We start from the raw sequence: 20194 nt of genomic DNA, 5'->3' as shown, positions 1-20194 counted from the left end.
TTAATATATGTTCACATATTCTTAATGCACAATGATGCTTAACGCATTCAACAAATCAGCCTGCTTCACCGGCTTGGTCAGGACCGCATCGAAGACTTCCGCTTCATGTGGATCGATATGCATGCCATACGGGATCAGAACAATGACCGGTGAATCTGTAACCAAGCGCTTCAGCTTGTGTACAAAATCCACAGCACCGCCCTCCAACAGTCCCATATCCACAACGGCCACATCAGGCTTAAAGCCCTCCTGAATCCAGTCGTACGCTTCGGTGGTAACTGAGGTCATATGCACATCCATCTCCCATCTGCGCATCAGGGAAGAGGCCCCTTGCAGAATGTCAGGGTCCTTGGCAAGCAGCACCTTTTTGCCCTTCAGTCGATGCTGAATATTGGCAAGCTGAGGCAGTTCCCAATGTCTGCGGAGCGGCAGGCAGATCTCGAATTCTGTCTCCTTGTCTCCCATGCCATGCACCTGAATACGACCGTTCATTAGGATGGCAAGATTCTGGCTGACCGCCAAACCGAGATTGGTTCCTACCAGCTTCTGTGTACTTATATTTCCATCCAAATTGTTAAATGATCTAAGCTTATTGTCCGAAGACAACATACGTCCGGTGTACTTCACATGGAGTTGAAGCGTACCTGCCTCCTCTGCATCTCCACCGGCTACGGTTGCCGTAACCAATACCGAACCTGTCCGTGTTGAATCTAGAGCATACTGAATGACATGGGCCAATAGTTGCCCGATCTTGATCTCATCCCCGACAAAAACCTGGGACACATTCAGATCAAGGTTCAATCCCAGCTCAATGTTCTTGCTCAGCGCCAGTCCCGCATAGAGATAAACGGTATTCTCAATCGTGGCTACCAGATCAAATGGATCATCGTGTACAACCGTTTTGCCTGCGTCATTGACGTTAAAACTCATCATATTATTCAGCAGGGAGAGCAGAATGTTACCGCTGGTTTCAATCATATTCACATATTCTGCCTGCTCGTCCGACATATCTGGTGTACGCATCAGATCCGTTAATCCCAGAATGCCGTTCAGCGGATTACGTATTTCGTGGCTCATCAGCGACAGCATCTGCGTCTTGGTCATTGCCTCAGACTCCGCACGTTCCTTCTCTGCCTGCAACTGCTCTTGTAGTTGCTCCGAATCACTCAGCTTCTGTTCCTGGACTTGCAGCGTATCTTCCAGATCCACAACATATCCGAGAAAAACGGCCATGGCTTGCAGTGTTTTCATATCCGTTTCACTGATCACATAATCAGGGTCATCCATCAGACAGATCGTGCCGAACGTTTCCCCGGATCTCCGCATAATGGGAATCCCCACAAAGAAACGATTGCCCAGTCCGCTTGTTACGTCCATTGATTTCGTAAGGGGATGTTCACATGTATCCGTGATGATCAGACTGCTGCCCTTATCTCTTAAGACCAGGCTGCAATATGACGCTTCAAATGGAAGTTCACTACCTTTGGCGATCAACTCTTCCTCGCGGTTAAAAGCTTCCATAATAACATTCGTCACGCCATCATTCGTGGCAACGAAAATGGTGTTCACCTTTAATATACCGCTTAATACATCTACAATATGGGATGCGGCTTCCTGTATATTTTCATAGAAGCCCCTTGTAATGCCTAACGTTCCCATGATTCACCCCTCTTGTTTTAGCTGCACTTCAAATCCGTATCCCACAGTATGATTCAATCGATTAACGAGGGATCAAATGTTCCAAAACAGCTGTCACAAACTATTCATATATGAAGTTTTCTATCCTTTTTTCAAGCATCGTCAACTGAACTTGCACGGTAAATAGAAATTATACGCTTACCCTCCAGCTTTGAAAACATTTATCATTCAGGGCTATAAATCATGACAGTCGATCAGCCTCTCCCATGTGATCATTATCACACCTAAATAACAATATATAGTTTATAAATGGATAAAGAAACTCTACATGTAGTGTTCAATGAATGGACATTATCCCTATACAATTTCAATTTCATTATTTAGGAGGAACTGATATGAACATGCTTGAGTATGCCTCTCCACCGGCATCTGATCTTCTATCTGACCTGGGAAGACGAATTATTGGTGCTGAAGATGCCGATACGCTGAGGGAGAATGCCAATCTGAACGGAGACTCGTTCAGCGGCAAGATGAGCAGGCTCGGTTCGGAGACCGCCAAGTGGCATGCTCTGCGTCATGTGTTGCCTAAGGAGCTCGCTCTAGCTGTGGAGAACGGCGATCTGTATGTACACGATCTGGATCAGTATGCCCTTGGAACGACCAACTGTATCTTTATTCCGTTTGACCGACTGCTGGCCTCCGGATTCAATACCGGCAACGGTTCAGTTCGTACACCACAGACAATCATGTCTGCCATGGCACTGGTGGCCATTATTTTTCAATCCCAGCAAAACAGCCAGTACGGCGGTGTATCCGCCAATAAAATCGACTGGGATCTCGCACCTTATGTGAAGCGTTCGTTCCGTAAGCATTATCGGAAGGGGCAACGGCTGTTTGGGGAGATTGCCCCAATTGAGGATGAGCAACTGCATCTGGATAGCGATGAAGCAAAGGAGAAGTGTCCTCGAGCCTTTGCCTTTGCCTGTGAAGAAACGGAACTGGAGACCGAACAGGCTGCCGAATCTCTGATCCATAATTTGAACACCATGAGCAGTCGTGCTGGGGGACAGATTCCGTTCACTTCGCTGAACTACGGGCTGTGCACTTCAGCCGAAGGTCGGCTCGTGTCCCGGTCGTTGCTGGAAGCGACCATTCGGGGACTGGGTAACGGAGAAACGCCCGTGTTCCCACAACATATTTTCCAGTGCAAGCAAGGAATTAATCAATCTGAGGGAGATCCGAATTACGACTTGTTCCGGCTTGCTGTGACCTGCTCCTCACGGCGCATGTATCCGAACTTTGTCAATGTGGATGCTTCCTTCAACCTGCCCTATTATCAACCGGAAGATCCCGATACGATCATTGCGACGATGGGATGCCGGACACGCACACTGGCTGATCGCTTCGGACGCAATCGTCAGAGCGGCAAAGGCAATCTGTCCTTTAACACCATCAATCTGGTCAAGCTCGGCATTCGATATGGGATCTGCCAGGGAGCAAGAGCCATCGCTGACCGGGCTGGCTTCTATACGGCGCTGGAATCCGTCATGCACAATGCTACGGATGGACTGCTGCACCGGTATCGAATTCAGACGAATCAGCCTGCCAAAGCATCGGACTTCATGATGCGGGAAGGAGTATGGGAAGGCGGTGAACAATTGGCTCCAAATGAACCAGTGGCTGACCTGTTGAAACATGGTACGTTATCCCTTGGTTTTATCGGACTTGCTGAATGTATGACCGCTCTATATGGCCGTCACCATGGACAAGATCTCCATGTACATCGTGAAGCCTTGAATATCATTCGTACGATGAGAGAGTTCTGTGACCTGATGAGTGAGCAGCATAACCTGAACATCACCTTGTTCGCTACGCCCGCCGAGGGACTGTCCGGCAAATTCACCAAGATTGATCGTGAGCGATACGGCAGCATCGCGGGGGTCAATGACCGGGAATACTACACCAATTCATTTCACATTCCGGTCTATCATTCCCTTCCTGCCTATCGCAAGATTGAATTGGAAGCTCCCTTCCACTCCCTATGTAATGCCGGAGCGATCTCTTATGTCGAACTCGACGGGAACGTAAGGGCCAATACCGCCGCTTTCCAACGAATCGTGCAATACGCGCTGGCCCAGGACATCGGGTATTTCTCCATTAATCATCCGATTGACCGCTGTCCGTCCTGTGGCTATGAGGGCGTTATTGGAGATGTATGTCCCGGATGTGAGGCTCATGAAACCCACGTGCATTTCCAGCGGCTGCGCCGGGTGACGGGATATCTGACCGGTGACTATAAAGTGCGCTTCAATGGGGCGAAGCAGGCCGAAGTGAGAGACCGGGTGAAGCATCGTTGAATCTGTATGGTTACATTCCGGAATCGGTGAATGAGGGGCCTGGCCTGCGTGCCGTGTTGTTCATCAGCGGATGCCGCCATGCCTGTCCGGGCTGCTTTAGCCCCAGCTCATGGAGCTTCCGTGCAGGCGAACCATTAACGGAGGAGCGGCAGCAGCAGATTTTGCATGAGGTAACCTCTCATCCCTTGCTGGAAGGGGTAACGTTATGCGGAGGTGATCCTTTTTTCTCTGCGGCAGAATGCGCCTCCTGGGTTCGGCAGCTTCGGGCTGCACGACCTGATCTGACTGTATGGGCATACACGGGGTTTGTGTATGAGGAATTGATTACAGACCCGTCACGGGCGGAGTTATCCCGGCTATGCGACGTCATTATCGACGGGCCTTATATCGCAGCTGAACGTGATGTGTCTCTTCCTTTTCGTGGCAGTCGTAATCAGCGCATCGTTAATGTGGGTGCAACAATGGCTGGCCAGACAATCGTTACCATGCAGTTAGATGCATGGTAACGATTGTTTTATTTGAGGGGGATCAAGCACAGCGTGGGCGATGATATGGTTCATTTTAAGGAGTCAAATCTGCCAATATATCTAGGATTCATAGAGTACTGTTTTATTTCCGATCGGATTAATGATATATGTTGCAAGCCCTTAGGTTATCGTCTATGATTGGTAGCATAAGAGCAAGTATAAGACGATTGCATCATGATACAATCTATCATCTATGCTTGGTCGCCAATTTCATAGCCAGAGATGTGTACGCACATTTCTGCACACGGAAACAGGTGCCTACCGCGCTACATGCGTGGTCAGGCTTAAAAGGGAAGCACGGTGTAAATCCGTCGCGGTCCCGCCACTGTATACGGGGAGTCTGTGCATATAATCCACTGGTGTAACCACCGGGAAGGAATGCATATGACCATGATCCGCAAGCCAGGAGACCTGCCTGTTTCGACAGCATCGCATGACCTACGGAAGATAGGAAGGTGTTAGAGCAACCGCTACAACTACTTATAGCAGGTGTTCTTTCCCATTCTATCTTTGTGCACAGTCGTCATTCATGATGCCTGTTTCTCGGGGTATGGAATCGGAAGGAATGCCTTTTTTTGATGCTTTCAAAAGAAACACACCACAATAGCTTCAACTTGATGAGTTTACCTATTATAAATGAGGAGGAATTTTACATGTCGCAATCACAGCAACAACAGCCACAAGTACTGACAGGCAACCTCGGTTACCCCCGCATCGGTGCGGGACGCGAATGGAAAAAAGCACTGGAGTCCTTCTGGGCTGGCCGAATCGATGAATCTACGCTTCATCAGGAGCTAACCACGCTTCGGTTGCAGGATCTGAAGAAACAGCAGGCTCAGCAGCTCGATCTGATTCCTGTAGGCGACTTCTCCTACTATGATCATATTCTTGACGTATCGGCGATGTTTGGCGTCGTTCCTGAGCGCTTTAACCATTCAGGCGGACCCGTATCCGTATCTACCTACTACGCCATGGCCCGGGGTAATGATCAGGCAACAGCCTGTGAGATGACCAAGTGGCTGAACACGAACTATCACTACATCGTACCTGAGATTCATAATGATACTGCATTTGCATTGCTTGAAAATAAACCCCTTGCCGCCTATCGCGAAGCGAAGCAGGAGCTTGGGCTGGAAGGTAAACCAGTCGTTGTCGGTCCGTACTCGTATGTACGATTCGCCAAAGGCTATGACGCGGAACGCTTCGCAGAAATCGTCACTCGCCTCGTTCCCATATACGCCCAGCTTCTGTCTGAGCTTCAAGCAGAAGGCGTACAGTGGGTACAGATCGACGAGCCTGCTCTGACGCTGGCCGTCTCTTCCGAGGATGAAGCTTTGCTGCAACAGGTGTATGCTGCCTTGGCACAAGCTGCACCGGAGTTGAAGCTGCTGCTTCAAACGTATTTCGAATCGGTGGAAGCTTATCCGGTCGTGACAGCTCTGCCTGTTGCCGGAATCGGCCTGGACCTGGTCCACGGCTATGAAGGCAACTTCGCCAGCCTGCGGGAGCATGGCTTCCCGCAGGATAAATGGTTGGGCGCCGGTGTCATCGACGGGCGCAACATCTGGCGTGCCGATCTCGCAGAGACGGCGAAGCTGCTGGAGCAGGTGGCTGAATTCGCAGCCGAAGGCAAGCTAATCATTCAGCCTTCCTGCAGCCTGTTGCATGTACCGGTTACTGCCGCTCAGGAGAGCGCGCTTGATCCGGTACTGCGCAATTCCCTGGCCTTTGCCGACGAGAAGCTGGAGGAAATAGCGACGCTCGGCACGTTGTTGTCCGGCGGTGCAAAGCAGGCGGACCAAGCAGCGGCTTTGGCTGAAGCCAGCCGCCGCGCCCAGGCAAGCACCGAAGCGGTGCGCCTGCTGAGTGAGTCCGAATCACGGACACGCCTGAGTGGTGCGCCTGCAGGGGTGCACGCTGACGAGCAGTTGCTCCGCAACGCGTCATTCCAGGAGCGACGCGAATTGCAGCAGCAAAAATGGTCGCTCCCGCTGCTGCCAACAACAACCATTGGCAGCTTCCCGCAAACGGCAGACGTGCGCAAAGCACGTGCACTCTTCCGTAAAGGGGAATGGAATGCGGAGCAATATGATGCCTATGTACGTGAACAGATCCAAGAATGGATTACTATCCAGGAGGAAATTGGTCTGGATGTGCTGGTACACGGTGAGTTCGAACGTACCGATATGGTCGAGTTTTTCGGTGAGAAGCTGACCGGATTCGCCTTCACCAAAAATGGCTGGGTACAATCTTACGGCTCACGCTGCGTGAAGCCACCTGTAATCTACGGAGATGTACTGTTCAATGAACCGATGACGGTGAAAGAAACGGCCTATGCCCAGACACTGACCAGCAAACCGGTGAAAGGCATGCTAACAGGTCCGGTAACGATCCTGAACTGGTCCTTTGTCCGCTCGGATATTCCACGCAGTGAAGTATCCTACCAGATTGCTCGCGCCATTCGCGACGAGGTTGAAGCGCTGGAGCAAGCAGGCATTGAGATGATTCAGGTCGATGAGCCAGCTCTGCGTGAAGGACTTCCGCTCAAACGGAGCAAATGGGATGAGTACCTGCAATGGGCCGTGGAATCCTTCCGTTTAGCTACTGCTACCGTAAAACCAACAACGCAGGTGCATACCCATATGTGCTACTGCGAGTTCGATGATATTATTGAAGCCATCAGCGACCTGGATGCAGATGTGATCTCGATCGAAACATCCCGTAGCCATGGGGAACTGGTAGGCAGCTTCGAGCAGAATACGTATGACAAAGGCATCGGACTCGGTGTATACGATATCCACAGTCCGCGTGTTCCAGGCAAGGACGAGATGTTGAATATGATTGAGCGTGCACTTCAAGTGCTGCCAGCAGATCTGTTCTGGGTAAACCCTGACTGCGGACTGAAAACACGTGGTAAAGCTGAAGTTGTAGATGCATTGAGCATCATGGTGGACGCTGCTCGTACAGCAAGAGAACGGGTAACCGCTGATTCCTCAATCTAAACAAATCTTGTGAATGCAAATAAAAGCCTCCGAATTCCTTCGGAGGCTTTTTTCATTTACTATCATTCTATTTGTTTATCTGGCAATGTCTTTTTTATCCGACTTAACGAATCTCGAAATGGCTGACACGTACTCCTGCGCCAGTTCAACGTGTCCTGCCAGTTACCGTCCGGTACACCCGGAACAACCATGCAGAAGCTAAAAGTATTTGAAACTACAGCTAACTCTTCTAAAGGATCATATATTATCATTTCTCTCTATTTTATTCCTTATTGCATGACGATATATGATATAGGCAGTTATTAAATAACAATTTAAAACAATCGTTTATCAGATCAGAAAATTGAGGAGATGGACCTTTCCAATGGATATGATTCAATCACTAATCGCATGTATGCCCTTTTTTCGGGATACGATTCGCCAAGATGTAACCCTTTCCATTATTGACCGGGAGAAATTCCTGTATTTTTCCGCAGGAGAGTCGTTAAAACAACTGGAGTTCAAAGCAGGTGATCCACTGCTCGAGCCTAATCGTGATTTTGCCGATCTGAAAGGCGGTACGGACAAACAATTTGATCATTACCCGAAGGAGTTATTTGGAGTACCGTTTGATGTCGCCTACCTTCCGATCAAAAATGAACAGGGCGAGGTCATCGCTATATTCAACCTGCTCTATAGTATGGATGATCAGGATCAGCTGCAGCAGCTCATGAATGCTACCGAAAACCTGACCAACCAGTTGATTGACAGCGTTCAGCACGTAGCTGCACATTCGGAGGAGCTGAGCGCCACCACCGAAGAAATTCGCAACAACTCCAAACAAGCTGTACAGAAATCAGGCAACGTGACTCAGGTCGCCAGCTTCATCCGTGAAATCTCGGAGCAAACGAATCTGCTCGGCCTGAATGCCGCCATCGAAGCTGCTCGTGTCGGTGAAGCAGGTGCAGGATTTGGCGTTGTCGCCAAGGAAATCCGCAAGCTGTCCGTAGATACAAAGGAAGCGACCACGCGTATTGAAGAGTCCCTCCTCTCCGTCCGCCAATCCATTCAGGGGATGGAGAATGAACTTGGGGAGATTACCGCGAGTTCTCAGGAGCAAGCGGAACTAGTTAACAATTTTATGAGCACGATTGAGCAGTTGAATGCAACGAACCAACAATTGAAACAATTTGTGCACAAACTGATTACATTTGACGGAAAGTAAAAAGGAAAAAGAAACTCCTAACCCACTCAACCAAATGCACAAACAAAATCCTCCGAATCTCTTCGGAGGATTTTTCATTTACTATCATTCCATTTTGGTCATGGTCATCTTGCTAATGTTATTCTATCCGACTTAATGAATCTCGAAATGGCTGACACGTACTCCTGCGGACAACACGAGGTATACATCCTGTTGACCTGATACACCTTTCAGGTCTGCCTTAACCGTGGACCACTGCTGTGCCGCACCCTGTGCCAGTTCCACGCGTCCTGCCAGTGTACCGTCAGGTGCACCCAGCCGAACTTCCAATACTGCACCTGCCTGCTCTGATGATACACGAGCTTCAAGCGCTGCTGCATTGCTGCCCAGATCTGCATCCTTGAAGGCAATCCAGCCTTGTTCACCAGTCACACGGACAGAAGTTCCGCCTTCCTTACTCTCATCCAGATCCACACCGAAGTATGCATCGTAATTCTCGGCGCGAGTAGCCACACCCAGATTACGTGAAGGAATAGTCTCCCCTTGTACCGTCAGGTCAGCAACAAGCTGAACATCAGCAGAAGATTTGCCCACCATAATGGAGTAGGTACCGCTTTCGACCACATAGCGATCACGGGTTACATCCCAGATCGCCAGTTCCTGAACTGGCAGTGTGAAGCTGACTTTCACTGTAGCCCCAGCTTCAATATGAAGACGACGGAAACCTTTTAACGTTTTGAGTGGACGTTTAACACGGGACTGCCCGGCACGCACATACAACTGCACAACCTCATCACTGGCGATCGTTCCTGTATTCGTCACATCCACATGCACAGTAATGGTCTCTTCCACTCCAGCTTGGGCCGGGTTCAGCTCCAAATTACTGTATTTAAACGATGCATACGTTAATCCATGTCCGAATGGATACAGTACATCACCTTCAAAATACTGATACGTACGCCCGGATTGAATGATATCGTAGTCTCTGATATCGGTCAGCTGATCTGCCGATTGCACCCACGTCATATTCAGGCGGCCTGCTGGTGCATAATCGCCATACAATACGTCAGCCACAGCGTTCCCCAACTCTTGTCCTGCATGGGATGTATACAATACAGCCGGAATGTTCTCCTGCACCCAGTTGGACGTGAACGGGTAACTTCCCACGATAACTACAACGGTATTTGGATTCGCTGCATAAACGGCTTCAACCAACAGCTGCTGGGATTCAGCCAGGTCCAGACTTGGGCGGTCGATCTCTTCTTTACCATTCACAAGTGGATTGTTGCCGACAAATACAATCGCTGTCTCCGCTTCCTTCGCGGCCGCTACCGCTTCCTCCAACCCATTCACCACAATATCCTTTTTGAATGTTTCCGTAGCACCGAAAGATTTCAACTCTTCAGATACCGCAAACGCATCGTTTCCACCATTGGATGCCGTTACTGTTTTACCGTTCCAAGTCTTCAGCCCCACGCTTCCGTCCTGTTGTGGCAATAGATGGAATACTTCCTTCACAAACCAGCCATATACTTCATCCGCCGATGCCGTAACCGTTTCTTCATCCGTCGTCAGGTATTTCCCATTACTGTCTGCCTTCAGCGTGTAACTGCCAAAGCCCCAGTCACTTAGTGTAAATGTCTCCGCATTTCCCGAAGCAATGATGGATGATTTCTCATCCTCAGCCAATCCGACAGCCTTACCGCTTGCCACTGAAGTCAATGTAATGCGGTCATTGCCATCCTTGAATGCAACCTTGTCGCCGCCTATTTTGCCGCTGATCGCTTCAAGCGGGGATACGCTATATGGCATGGTGCCTGCATACCAGTCGCGATAGACTGTTCCACCCAGTTGACCAATCACAGCCACTTTGCCGGATTTTGTTTTATCCAGTGGAAGCGTGCCTTGATCATTTTTAAGCAATACAACTTGTTCTCTCGCTGCTCTCAGTGAAAGGGCCTTCGCCTTCTCCGTCATCATCGCTTCTTCACCAATCGAAGCATATGGATTGCCCTCAGCCGGATCAAATTCACCTAGACGGAAACGCACACGGAACGTATTGAACAACGCCAGATCGATGTCTTCCATTGTGAGTGTACCTTGCTCCAGCCCTTCACGCAGCGCCTGCTTCGACAGATCCGCATCATCGGTAATACTGTCAATTCCGGCTTTGACGGACTCCACTGTTCCTGGTGTGTGAGAATCATAGTATTTATGATCGTTCTTGATCCCCATGACATCCCCTGCATCACTCACGATGAAGCCATCCATGCCCCATTCGCCCTTCACAATCTCGTTTACAAACGGATGCAGCAATGCCGGTGTACCATTAATAGAGTTGTACGCGGTCATCATTGATTGTGCGCCGCCCTCTTTGAACGGTTTCTCGAACGCTTTCAGATAATATTCACGCATGTTGCGCGGATCAATACTTGATGAACCACTGCCACGATCCACTTCATTATTGTTTGCAAGGAAATGCTTCAACGTAGCAACCGCCTTGTAATACTTCGGATGGTCGCCCTGGATTCCCTTAACCAGCGCCGTTGTCAGTTCAGCAGTCAGTTCCGGGTCTTCACCATAAGCTTCTTCGTTCCGCCCCCAACGTGGATCACGCTCCATATCAACCGTAGGTGCCCACAGAGTCAGACCGTTTACTGCTGGATTGCGTTTATAAAATACACGTGCCTCGTCTCCGATCACGGAGCCGATCTCTTTCATCAGGTCCGCATCCCAGGTACACGCCAGCCCTACTGGCTGCGGGAAGGAAGTCGCTTCGCCAAGCCAGGCCAGACCATGGGCTGCTTCTGTACCGTGTTTATATGCTGCGATACCCAGTCGTTCAACTGCGGGTTGGTATTGCAGCATCGATTCGATTTTCTCATCTTCCGACAGACGGGACACGAGGTCCTTTACACGTGTATCCAGTTCGATCGTTGTATCCTGAAACGGATATTTCGTTTGGTTGGTCATAATATGGAATCTCCTTTGGGAATTCATTGATTTATTTAGAATGATAGCGGATACATAATTGATAAATTAATACGATGTATTCTTGACGTATCCGAGCTCACGATTCGAAGATTTAACCTTTTAGAACAAGCACTTTACGAGCCGTCGTTAACTCTTCATTTCATTTACTAAAACGGTTTCGGCAAATCTATCATATAGCATGTTTAGCAAAAAAAACAGGGGGGCTTCACAGGAAAATGTGAACTTTCCTCAGGAAAGTATGCGGACAATCGTTTTATTCTGGCACAGTATGGTAATCATGGATAGGAGTATAGATATGACGTACTTATTGAGCTAAGCATAGTCCTTAATGAAGAAGAATATTGAAGGAGGAAAATCAAGTGAGTGAGCATCAACAGCCCCCGACAGGTTTGCCTTCCATACCGGAATCCCTGTGGAGAGCGACAAACACATTCAATGAATATCCGAAACTGACAGAAGATACAACAGCCGATGTAGCCATTATTGGTGCAGGAATTGCAGGTATCACAACAGCTTATTTGCTGGCCCAGACGGGAATGAGCGTGGTCGTGCTTGAAGCTGGAAAAGTACTGGATGGCACAACAGGCCATACAACGGCCAAGGTATCGGCACAGCATGGCGTGATATTTGATGAATTGCTTCATCATTTTGGAGAAGAACAGGCCCGCATGTATTATGAAGGCAATGCAACAGCCGCCAAGTGGATGCGCGATCTGGTAAAAGAGAAACAGATTGATTGCCAGTGGGCAGAGGAAGAAGCCTATGTCTACATTCAATCCGAGGAGAATCTCAAGAAGCTGGAGATTGAGCTGACTGCCTATGGCAAGCTGAATATTCCTGGTCAATGGGTTGATCCCCTTCCCATCCCTGTTCCGGCCAGAGCAGGTATTAAGATGCCGGGACAAGCTCGCTTTGACCCGCTTAGTTATTTACATTACCTGCTGGAATCCGCAGTCAAGCAAGGTGTCCGCATCTACGAACATACAACGGTAACCGATGTGGAGGAAGATGCCTCGCTACATGTGCGGACATATGAGAATGGTCCATCCGTAACGGCCGAACATGTCGTTGTTGCCTCCCATTTCCCGGTCTATGACCCCGGATTTTATTTTTCACGGCTGCACGCCGAGCGTTCCTATGCTGTTGTTGTTGAACCTCAGAAACCTTTCACAGGTGGCATGTATATCTCTGACGATGAACCCTATCGTTCCCTGCGTACCGTCATTCATAAAGGGAAGGAACACATCCTCTTTGGAGGAGAAAATCACAAAACCGGACAGGGCATATGCACTGTCGGTCATTATGAAAATTTGGAGCGTTATGCAGCCGATACATTTGGCATTCGCAACATCCCTTTCCGCTGGTCAGCTCAGGATCTGATCTCCATCGATAAGGTCCCTTACATTGGGCCAATTACTGGACGACATGAACGTGTCTATGTGGCTACCGGCTTTGCCAAATGGGGCATGACCACAGGAACGATGGCTGGACATATCCTTACAGACCGGATTACTGGACGAGATAACTCTTACGCAGCAGTATTCGATCCTGCAAGATTCAAGGTAGACCCTGGTGTGAAAAACTTCCTTGTAGAGAATGTCAATGTAGCCGCGGAACTGATCTCTGGCAAAGTCGGCATTATTCACAAAAACACGGGAGAACTCGGCAACGATGAAGGGGCTGTTGTTCGCCATGACGGCAAACGTGCTGGCGCCTACAAGGACCCGACTGGCAAACTCTTTCTTGTAGATACCACCTGCACCCATTTGGGTTGTGAAGTGGAATGGAATGCCGGGGAACGTTCATGGGATTGCCCATGCCACGGATCACGTTACGATTACGCGGGCAAAGTCATTGAAGGACCTGCCGTTAAAGACCTTAAGATGCTAGAAGCACAAGAATAAACCAAGCTGATACCCCCATCAGCGTATATCTTCATCCCATAGACCCGGATCGGAATCCGCCTTCAGACGGAAGTAACCGATTCGGGTTTTGCGTATGCTGATCTATAGATAAATTAGCGAGAATACGAAGTTAATCCAACTTAGCGGGACATCGTGATACGGAACTATTTTAAAATCACTACCTTGCATTAAACAGTACCGGATGCTATGATGAATTTACGACTACTGAACAATACACACTAGTGATTGGATAGAGCAACAAGGAGGAACCCAAGTGAATGTTAATATTCAATTCAAAAAAGGGGTGCTGGAACTATGCGTCCTCGTGTTAATCAACCGCCAGGATCGTTACGGCTATGAACTGGCTCAGGCTGTATCCCAGCATATTGAAGTGGCGGAAGGTGCGCTGTATCCCCTTTTGCGAAGATTGGTCAATGACGGCTATTGTACGACTTACCTGCAGGAATCCAGTGAAGGACCACCACGTAAGTATTACAAACTGTCTGATACCGGCCGTGACTATATGAAGACTCTGACGAATGAATGGAATGGTTTTGTGCGCAATGTCGCAAATCTTATAGAGGAAGGTACCCCCAATGAATAGACAACAATTCATGCAGGCAATGGAGATTCATTTAAGACCGATGGACCCGCTGGAACGGGCAGAATTGCTCGCTGATTATGAACAGCATTTTGAGATGGGATTAAGAGAAGGAAGACCGGAAGAAGAGATTGCACGGGAACTGGGGCATCCGATCGAGATTGCCAAAGAAGCGCTCGGTGACCGGTATGATGCACAAACGCCAGGATCTGATCCGTTCTACGCACGGACATTCGAAGAAATGCGTTCACAGCAAAAGAAGGGAAATCGAGCTGCACGCAACTTCTTCACGGCAATCGGACTTTTTTTCCTGAACATTATACTGGCGATTCCACTAGGACTGACTCTGTGGTCGGTATGGCTCACGATTGCCAGTTTGTCGCTGCTGGTCGTAGCCCCGGTTGCTGCTGCTGTAGATTTCTTATATCTCGGCCATTTCGAGTATTCTGAATTATTTGTTTCGATTGGAGTATTCGGTATAGGCATTCTATTCGCCATTGCGACAAAAAGGGTGTTTACAGCCTTTAAGTTGATCACTCTTCAGTATATAAGATGGAATCAAAAGACGATGAAGGGAGATGTCTAATCATGAGCACCAAAAAATGGATCGCTTTAGCGATACTATGTATCGGCATCGGTTTGCTCGGAACCTCCATATACGGAGTTCAGTTCGGAGACGAGAGAGAACCCTACTCCAAACGTTGGGAATTCAAAAATGATGAGCTGCACAATATCATGATGAATGCCAACTTAAGCGCAGATATTGAATTCGTTGTCAGTCCGGATTCCAATGGCTACATTGAAGTCGACGGAAAGTGGGACCCGGCCACCATTGAAGCTTTTAAACAGGCTTCGATCACGGATGGAACCTTTACGTTAAACCAGGAAGAGCGTTTGCGTTTGCAATTTTTCACCCTTTATTGGAATAATCAGCAGCAAACGATCACGGTTGCGCTACCTGAAGGACATCAGCTGGATGAAGTTAACATCGTCTCTTCTTCCAGTGATCTGGATCTGAAGGGCCTGCATGCCAATACCTTGGACCTTAACAATACGTCTGGAAGCATTCACCTTCAGGACATTACCGTACCAACCATTCAACTCGATCTAACTTCAGGAGACATTAAAGCTGCGGCAATTGCGGGGGATATGCAAGTCAAACAAACGTCCGGAAGTTTCACGCTGAATGGCATTGATGGCGATGTGACCCGAAGTGTACAGTCGGGAGATACCAAAATTACGCAATTGAACGGTGCAGCAAATGTTAAGTTCACTTCTGGCAGTGTGAAGATCGAGCAAGAAGTTTCCGGTTCGATTGATGTATCGGGACAGTCAGGAGATATTTCCATACAGGCAGCACCCGATTTTGACGGCATTTACGACGCACAGGCCATTTCCGGTGATGTAAATATACCTGATTCCCCCATGGTAAGCCGTAAGGTCATCAAAGCTCGCACTACCTCAGGCAGCATCAAAATCAAACAATCATGATGAAGCAAATATTCGAACTGTGGGTAATATAGTATAATTAAATGCTAGTCCAATTCTAAGGAGGAGTTACCCACATGGAACTTAAAAATAAAACGGCTGTCATCACTGGCGCCGGTAAAGGTATTGGCCGTGCCATTGCTGAAGCACTTGCCAAGGAAGGTGTACATCTCGGCCTGATCGCTCGGACGGCCTCCGATCTGGAGGCTCTCCAGCAATCGCTGAGCCAGGAATATGGTGTAAAAGTAACCAGTGCTATTGCGGATATTTCCGATCGCACTCAGGCTGAAGCAGCCGTAGCTGCGATTGAGATGGAGCTTGGCGCAGTCGATATTCTGATCAACAATGCAGGCATTGCAAGCTTCGGCACACTGCTGGATATGGACCCGGAAGAGTGGGAACGTATCCTGCATGTTAATGTCATGGGTACATACTATGTAACTCGTGCTGTACTGCCAAGCATGATTAAGGAAAGCAGCGGCAGCATTATCAACATCGCCTCCACCGCAGGCGAGCGTGGATTTGCTACAGGCTCAGCTTACTGTGCTTCCAAATTCGCATTGCTCGGCATGACCGAATCCCTGATGCAGGAAGTGCGCAAATCCAATATTCGGGTTACTGCGTTAACACCAAGTACAGTGAACACGGAGCTGGCAACCAATGCCGGACTCAAAATTGGAGACGAAGACCGCATGATGCAAGCGGAAGACGTAGCTGAACTGGCTTTGGCGACGCTCAAACTGTCGGACCGTGTATTTGTTAAAGCCGCAGGCATCTGGACAACTAATCCACAGTAAGCAGGAGTAGTCAGACCATTTATAAAGAACAATGAATGACGGAAGCAACCATTTCTAATGATGCACTCCGTCGCCATCCGGCCGCCCGAGAAACCTCTGGGCGGCCTTTTACATATTCAGCAGCCGCCATCGTGTCCGAATACGATTCATCACGCTGAATCTCTACCCTTATGATTAATGCAGCGTTACTTCTCTCATTCTCCATTCCGCGATTCTCTGCTTATGCGTTCCACAAATGGTCCAAATCCAATTCCTTGGACACGGCGATCAGTACTACCGCGGGTTCCTCCCCAATATTGGTTACTTCGTGGGGAACGATGGCATTCCAGCTGAATGAATCCCCCGCTTCCAGAATCTCTACGTCCTCACACTGCTCTGCGCGAATTCGGCCTTGCAGAACCAGATGACTCTCTTCTCCGGCGTGCTTATTAACCCCAGTCGATGCACCTGCTGGCAGCTCTACAATGGACATGCGCATTGCACCCTTTGCCGTTAGATGCTGTACTTTGATCTGCCCACTTCCGGCAGTCGTCTCTTTGCGCTCATCCTTGCGCACCACGTTCATCCGCTGCTCCGGTGACAGCAGCAAGTATGGCAGTGGCACTTCCAGATAATCCGCGATACTTTCAAGCGTCGCGATGGACGGTGATGTTTTATTATTTTCCACGTTGCTGATAAACCCCTTGGATAGCCCCGTACCCTCGCACATTTGCATGATGGTGATCTGTTTTTGTTTGCGGATCGTACGAATGGCTAGACCAATATCCATGTTGCAATCCTCCCCCTTTGATCTGTATATCCGATACCCAACCATCGTTATTGAGCATTATAGATTTCTTATACGGAACATATTTTCATAATACAAAAAAAATATTGACCCTACAATGGAATCATGATAAATTTTGTTCATCAATAAGAATATTAATTTCATATTAGTGAACTTTATTTGATTACTCATTTCTTATCAGGTGGTGGTTGCATTGAATTATTCATTGACTTACGAGGTTCGGCTTCCTTCCGATTACAATACAGAACAACAATATCCCGTTATCTTTGCCCTGCATGGAATGGGTTCGGATGAACAGGATATGCTTCACTTAATGGAGCCTCTTCAGTCCGATTTTATTATCGTCGCCGTACGTGGGCCCATTGTTCAGGGTAGCGGCTACGCCTATTTTCAAATTAAAAGCATTGGCAATCCCGTCCGTGAGTTGTTCGACGCCTCTGTTCAGGGACTGCAACAGCTAATGGTTGACTTGTCTGCCAAATATGCCATTGACCCGGCACGGCGTTATATCGCCGGATTCAGTCAAGGAGCCATTATGGCGATGACGCTCTCGCTGATCATGGGAGATGCAATCAAGGGAATTGTAGCTATGAGTGGTTACATTCCGCAATTTGTGAAAGACGAATACAAGATACAGCCCAACTCGGAGTTATCTGTATTTATATCGCATGGCGATCAGGATCATCTCTTCCCGCTGCAACTTGGCGAAGATAACGCCAGCTTCTTCCGGGAACAGACCAATAACGTTACGTATGTTCCATATCACGGTGGACACCAAGTCACCCCTGACTTATATCAACAATTTCAACAATGGCTTCGGACGGATGCCGCCAAGCTGACTGCTGAAGACCCGAAAGGACTGAATTCATAATGATGCCATCCCTGTTTATTGCTCACGGTGCACCATCACTCGCACTGGAGGAAAATGCATACACTGAGTTTCTGCAAAAACTTGGACAAGAACTGCCGAAACCCAAAGCGATCGTATTGTTCTCTGCTCACTGGGAATCTACAACTCAATTGGTTTCTTCAGTAGCCAGCTACGAGACCATCTATGATTTTGGCGGCTTCCAGCCCGAGCTGTATCAGATCAAATACCCTGCACAAGGACATGAAGAGACAACAGCGGAGATTCAGCGCCTGTTCGGGGATGCTGGTATTCCGGTGGAAAGCGACTCTGTTCGTGGTCTGGATCACGGTGCTTGGGTTGTGCTTCGCCTGCTCTATCCAAATGCGGACATTCCGGTCGTTGCTTTATCCGTGAACCGTTATCTGTCCAATGAACAGCAGTATCAGGTTGGGCAGGCACTCGCCACATTGCGTGAGCAGGACGTTCTCGTCATTGGCAGTGGTGGGACGGTACACAACCTGCGTCAGTTAAACTGGGAAAGCGCAGGCGTTGAACCTTGGGCCATGGCGTTTGACAACTGGCTGCAAGACAAACTTGTGAGCTGGGATACAGCGTCCCTATTCGCCTATGACAAGCTAGCACCATCAGCCCAAGCAGCCGTGCCTACGCCAGAGCATTTTGTACCATTGCTGCTCGCCATGGGTGCGGGAGATCAGAACAAGCAGGCATCACTCCTGTTCAAAGCCTATCAGTATGGCAACCTGAGCCTGTCCTGCTGGAGATTTGATTGATCGATTTATATAACACCTTATCTAAAAATAACCAGACACTCGTGCGAACTCGCACGGGTGTTTTTAGTGATATGACCTTTTTTGCATAATGCTGGGAGTTGTAAAGCAAGCTATAATAACATTTAGTGGAAATGACCAAGCTGTAATTAAGGAATACTCATTCTACACCTATCACATCTTTCTGGGAGGAACATTCGAAGTGGCTGAACAACCAAAGTCTGAGAGCTTAATGTCTCTCGTCAAAAAGGGGAACACATCCTCGGCCGTAGCTATGGCAGGAAATGCTGTACTTGCACTGTGCAAAGGAGGAGCCTTTCTATTCAGTGGCAGTGGCGCCATGTTCGCCTCGGCGATGCACTCTCTAGCCGATGCCATCAACCAAGGGTTTGTCTTTGTAGGAAGTGTGTTGTCCGAGAAAAAACCTACACGCCGCTTTCCGACCGGATTCGGGCGAGTCATCAACATTTTCTGTATGATTGCCGTTATCGTTGTTACCATTATGGCGTATGAAACGATCCATGAAGGCATTCATCTGTTACTGCATCCAGCTGCTCATTCCGGCGGTATCTGGATTAACATCGGCGTGCTGGTGCTTAACATTGTGATCGATGGAGCCATTTTGATTAAAGCAATGAAAGAAATTCTACACGAAGCACGTGCGCCCAAAGCGTCAGGCCTCGCCCTGTTCCCTGCTGCAATCAAAAATGTAGGACGTGCCGCGCCGCCAACACGCCTTGTATTTTACGAAGATATTGTAGCGGTACTCGGTGCGACACTCGCACTGATCTCTGTCGTTGTCATTGCACTGACCAATTTTGCATTGCTCGATGGAGTCGTGACAACCATTATTGGATGCCTGATGATCGCTGTCGCTTTCCGTGTAGGTTATGACAATATGATCGGACTGATTGGTGTAGCGGCTCCACAGGATGTTGAGGATAAAGTATCCCAGACCATTCTGGCAGACTCTCATGTTGCAGATATCCAGATGATGCGCATTATTCAGGAAGGTCGTTATTACCACGTTGAGGGTCTGATCGAACTGACCAAAGGATTGAGCCTTGCCGATGCAGATGATATCAAGTTCCGTATCCAAGAGAAGTTAATGACAGATCCAGACATCGCCGATGCGGCCATCTCTATTATCGAAGATGATGGTGTGAACAGCTGGGGCAAGAAGCATTCTGATGTGGTGAAATAAGGGCCTGCTCCCTTTTATAAAAGATAAAAGAAGCCTACTCTTCGCGGAGTGGGCTTCTTTACATAGCAAACAAC

The 20194-nt window shown here is 48.6% G+C and carries 16 protein-coding genes and 1 riboswitch; of the genes, 12 read left to right on the top strand and 4 right to left on the bottom strand.

Translation table 11 applies throughout. The features are described 5' to 3' along the window. Positions 1–21: 21 nt before the first annotated feature. The gene (locus CRO25_RS15030) at positions 22–1659 is read right to left on the bottom strand and encodes a histidine kinase dimerization/phospho-acceptor domain-containing protein (RefSeq protein WP_063567217.1); all 1638 of its coding nucleotides are present in this window, start codon (positions 1657–1659) and stop codon (positions 22–24) included. 374 nt (positions 1660–2033) lie between these two features. On the opposite strand from CRO25_RS15030, the gene CRO25_RS15025 reads away from it, so the two are divergent. The 4 genes from CRO25_RS15025 to CRO25_RS15010 all read left to right on the top strand — a co-directional run bounded on the left by CRO25_RS15025 (position 2034) and on the right by CRO25_RS15010 (position 8728). After that, positions 2034–3995 (top strand): anaerobic ribonucleoside triphosphate reductase, encoded by a 1962-nt coding sequence (locus CRO25_RS15025; RefSeq protein WP_079695552.1) that lies wholly within the window; start codon positions 2034–2036, stop codon positions 3993–3995. Next, entirely contained in the window at positions 3992–4501 is a 510-nt protein-coding gene (nrdG, locus tag CRO25_RS15020; RefSeq protein WP_079695551.1) for an anaerobic ribonucleoside-triphosphate reductase activating protein, read from the top strand. The genes CRO25_RS15025 and nrdG overlap by 4 nt, the downstream gene beginning before the upstream one ends. Positions 4502–4757: 256 nt before the next feature. Beyond that, positions 4758–4956, top strand: a riboswitch (cobalamin riboswitch). A 219-nt stretch (positions 4957–5175) separates the two neighbouring features. Then, positions 5176–7524: a 5-methyltetrahydropteroyltriglutamate--homocysteine S-methyltransferase gene (gene metE / locus CRO25_RS15015; protein ID WP_079695550.1), complete on the top strand. Its 2349-nt coding sequence runs from the start codon at positions 5176–5178 to the stop codon at positions 7522–7524. Positions 7525–7888: 364 nt separating this feature from the next. Then, on the top strand, positions 7889–8728 hold the full coding sequence (locus CRO25_RS15010) for a methyl-accepting chemotaxis protein (RefSeq protein WP_063567213.1): 840 nt from the start codon (positions 7889–7891) through the stop codon (positions 8726–8728). A gap of 132 nt (positions 8729–8860) precedes the next feature. Here the strand turns inward: CRO25_RS15010 and CRO25_RS15005 are convergent, their stop codons facing one another. Beyond that, the gene (locus CRO25_RS15005) at positions 8861–11680 is read right to left on the bottom strand and encodes a glycoside hydrolase family 3 C-terminal domain-containing protein (RefSeq protein WP_079695549.1); all 2820 of its coding nucleotides are present in this window, start codon (positions 11678–11680) and stop codon (positions 8861–8863) included. Between the two features lie 380 nt (positions 11681–12060). On the opposite strand from CRO25_RS15005, the gene CRO25_RS15000 reads away from it, so the two are divergent. From CRO25_RS15000 to CRO25_RS14980, 5 genes are all read left to right on the top strand, one after another. After that, the gene (locus CRO25_RS15000) at positions 12061–13605 is read left to right on the top strand and encodes an FAD-dependent oxidoreductase (RefSeq protein ID WP_079695548.1); all 1545 of its coding nucleotides are present in this window, start codon (positions 12061–12063) and stop codon (positions 13603–13605) included. Between the two features lie 274 nt (positions 13606–13879). Continuing rightward, the gene (locus CRO25_RS14995; protein ID WP_063567210.1) at positions 13880–14209 is read left to right on the top strand and encodes a PadR family transcriptional regulator; all 330 of its coding nucleotides are present in this window, start codon (positions 13880–13882) and stop codon (positions 14207–14209) included. Then, the gene (locus tag CRO25_RS14990; RefSeq protein WP_064641806.1) at positions 14202–14792 is read left to right on the top strand and encodes an HAAS domain-containing protein; all 591 of its coding nucleotides are present in this window, start codon (positions 14202–14204) and stop codon (positions 14790–14792) included. The genes CRO25_RS14995 and CRO25_RS14990 overlap by 8 nt, the downstream gene beginning before the upstream one ends. A 2-nt stretch (positions 14793–14794) precedes the next feature. Then, the gene (locus CRO25_RS14985) at positions 14795–15697 is read left to right on the top strand and encodes a DUF4097 family beta strand repeat-containing protein (RefSeq protein WP_179132187.1); all 903 of its coding nucleotides are present in this window, start codon (positions 14795–14797) and stop codon (positions 15695–15697) included. 74 nt (positions 15698–15771) lie between these two features. Next, a complete protein-coding gene (locus tag CRO25_RS14980; protein WP_064641804.1) occupies positions 15772–16491 on the top strand; it encodes a 3-ketoacyl-ACP reductase in 720 nt (239 codons plus the stop codon). A 19-nt stretch (positions 16492–16510) separates the two neighbouring features. On the opposite strand, the gene CRO25_RS33050 is transcribed toward CRO25_RS14980, so the two are convergent. Together CRO25_RS33050 and CRO25_RS14975 are read right to left on the bottom strand one after the other, a co-directional pair. Beyond that, positions 16511–16696 carry a hypothetical protein gene (locus CRO25_RS33050; RefSeq protein WP_143806550.1) on the bottom strand — a complete coding sequence of 62 codons (186 nt, stop codon included), beginning with the start codon at positions 16694–16696 and terminating at the stop codon, positions 16511–16513. 15 nt (positions 16697–16711) lie between these two features. Continuing rightward, positions 16712–17260: a helix-turn-helix domain-containing protein gene (locus tag CRO25_RS14975; RefSeq protein ID WP_064641803.1), complete on the bottom strand. Its 549-nt coding sequence runs from the start codon at positions 17258–17260 to the stop codon at positions 16712–16714. 211 nt (positions 17261–17471) lie between these two features. Here CRO25_RS14975 and CRO25_RS14970 point away from each other — a divergent pair, with 211 nt between their 5' ends. The 3 genes from CRO25_RS14970 (at position 17472) to CRO25_RS14960 (ending at position 20120) form a co-directional block, all read left to right on the top strand. Next, positions 17472–18149 carry an alpha/beta hydrolase gene (locus CRO25_RS14970; RefSeq protein WP_079695546.1) on the top strand — a complete coding sequence of 226 codons (678 nt, stop codon included), beginning with the start codon at positions 17472–17474 and terminating at the stop codon, positions 18147–18149. Beyond that, positions 18149–18919: a class III extradiol ring-cleavage dioxygenase gene (locus tag CRO25_RS14965; protein WP_079695545.1), complete on the top strand. Its 771-nt coding sequence runs from the start codon at positions 18149–18151 to the stop codon at positions 18917–18919. Before CRO25_RS14970 ends, CRO25_RS14965 begins: the two co-directional genes overlap by 1 nt. A 199-nt stretch (positions 18920–19118) precedes the next feature. Continuing rightward, on the top strand, positions 19119–20120 hold the full coding sequence (locus CRO25_RS14960) for a cation diffusion facilitator family transporter (protein WP_095206212.1): 1002 nt from the start codon (positions 19119–19121) through the stop codon (positions 20118–20120). Positions 20121–20194: the final 74 nt, after the last annotated feature.

Origin of the sequence: Paenibacillus sp. RU5M, from assembly GCF_900221055.1 — a bacterium.
GTDB classification, from domain to species: Bacteria; Bacillota; Bacilli; order Paenibacillales; family Paenibacillaceae; genus Paenibacillus; species Paenibacillus marchantiae.
Note: the sequence above shows the minus strand (reverse complement) of the source record. Positions and strands in the feature narration are given on the sequence as shown.

What these genes read in the sequence shown, in the direction of transcription:
- CRO25_RS14985 (WP_179132187.1), top strand. Translation starts at nt 14,795, where the DNA reads ATGAGCACCAAAAAATGGATCGCTTTAGCGATACTATGTATCGGCATC.
- CRO25_RS14980 (WP_064641804.1), top strand. Translation starts at nt 15,772, where the DNA reads ATGGAACTTAAAAATAAAACGGCTGTCATCACTGGCGCCGGTAAAGGT.
- CRO25_RS15010 (WP_063567213.1), top strand. Translation starts at nt 7,889, where the DNA reads ATGGATATGATTCAATCACTAATCGCATGTATGCCCTTTTTTCGGGAT.
- CRO25_RS14990 (WP_064641806.1), top strand. Translation starts at nt 14,202, where the DNA reads ATGAATAGACAACAATTCATGCAGGCAATGGAGATTCATTTAAGACCG.
- CRO25_RS15030 (WP_063567217.1), bottom strand. Translation starts at nt 1,659, where the DNA reads ATGGGAACGTTAGGCATTACAAGGGGCTTCTATGAAAATATACAGGAA.
- CRO25_RS33050 (WP_143806550.1), bottom strand. Translation starts at nt 16,696, where the DNA reads ATGGAGAATGAGAGAAGTAACGCTGCATTAATCATAAGGGTAGAGATT.
- CRO25_RS14975 (WP_064641803.1), bottom strand. Translation starts at nt 17,260, where the DNA reads ATGGATATTGGTCTAGCCATTCGTACGATCCGCAAACAAAAACAGATC.
- CRO25_RS14965 (WP_079695545.1), top strand. Translation starts at nt 18,149, where the DNA reads ATGATGCCATCCCTGTTTATTGCTCACGGTGCACCATCACTCGCACTG.
- CRO25_RS15005 (WP_079695549.1), bottom strand. Translation starts at nt 11,680, where the DNA reads ATGACCAACCAAACGAAATATCCGTTTCAGGATACAACGATCGAACTG.
- metE (WP_079695550.1), top strand. Translation starts at nt 5,176, where the DNA reads ATGTCGCAATCACAGCAACAACAGCCACAAGTACTGACAGGCAACCTC.
- CRO25_RS15025 (WP_079695552.1), top strand. Translation starts at nt 2,034, where the DNA reads ATGAACATGCTTGAGTATGCCTCTCCACCGGCATCTGATCTTCTATCT.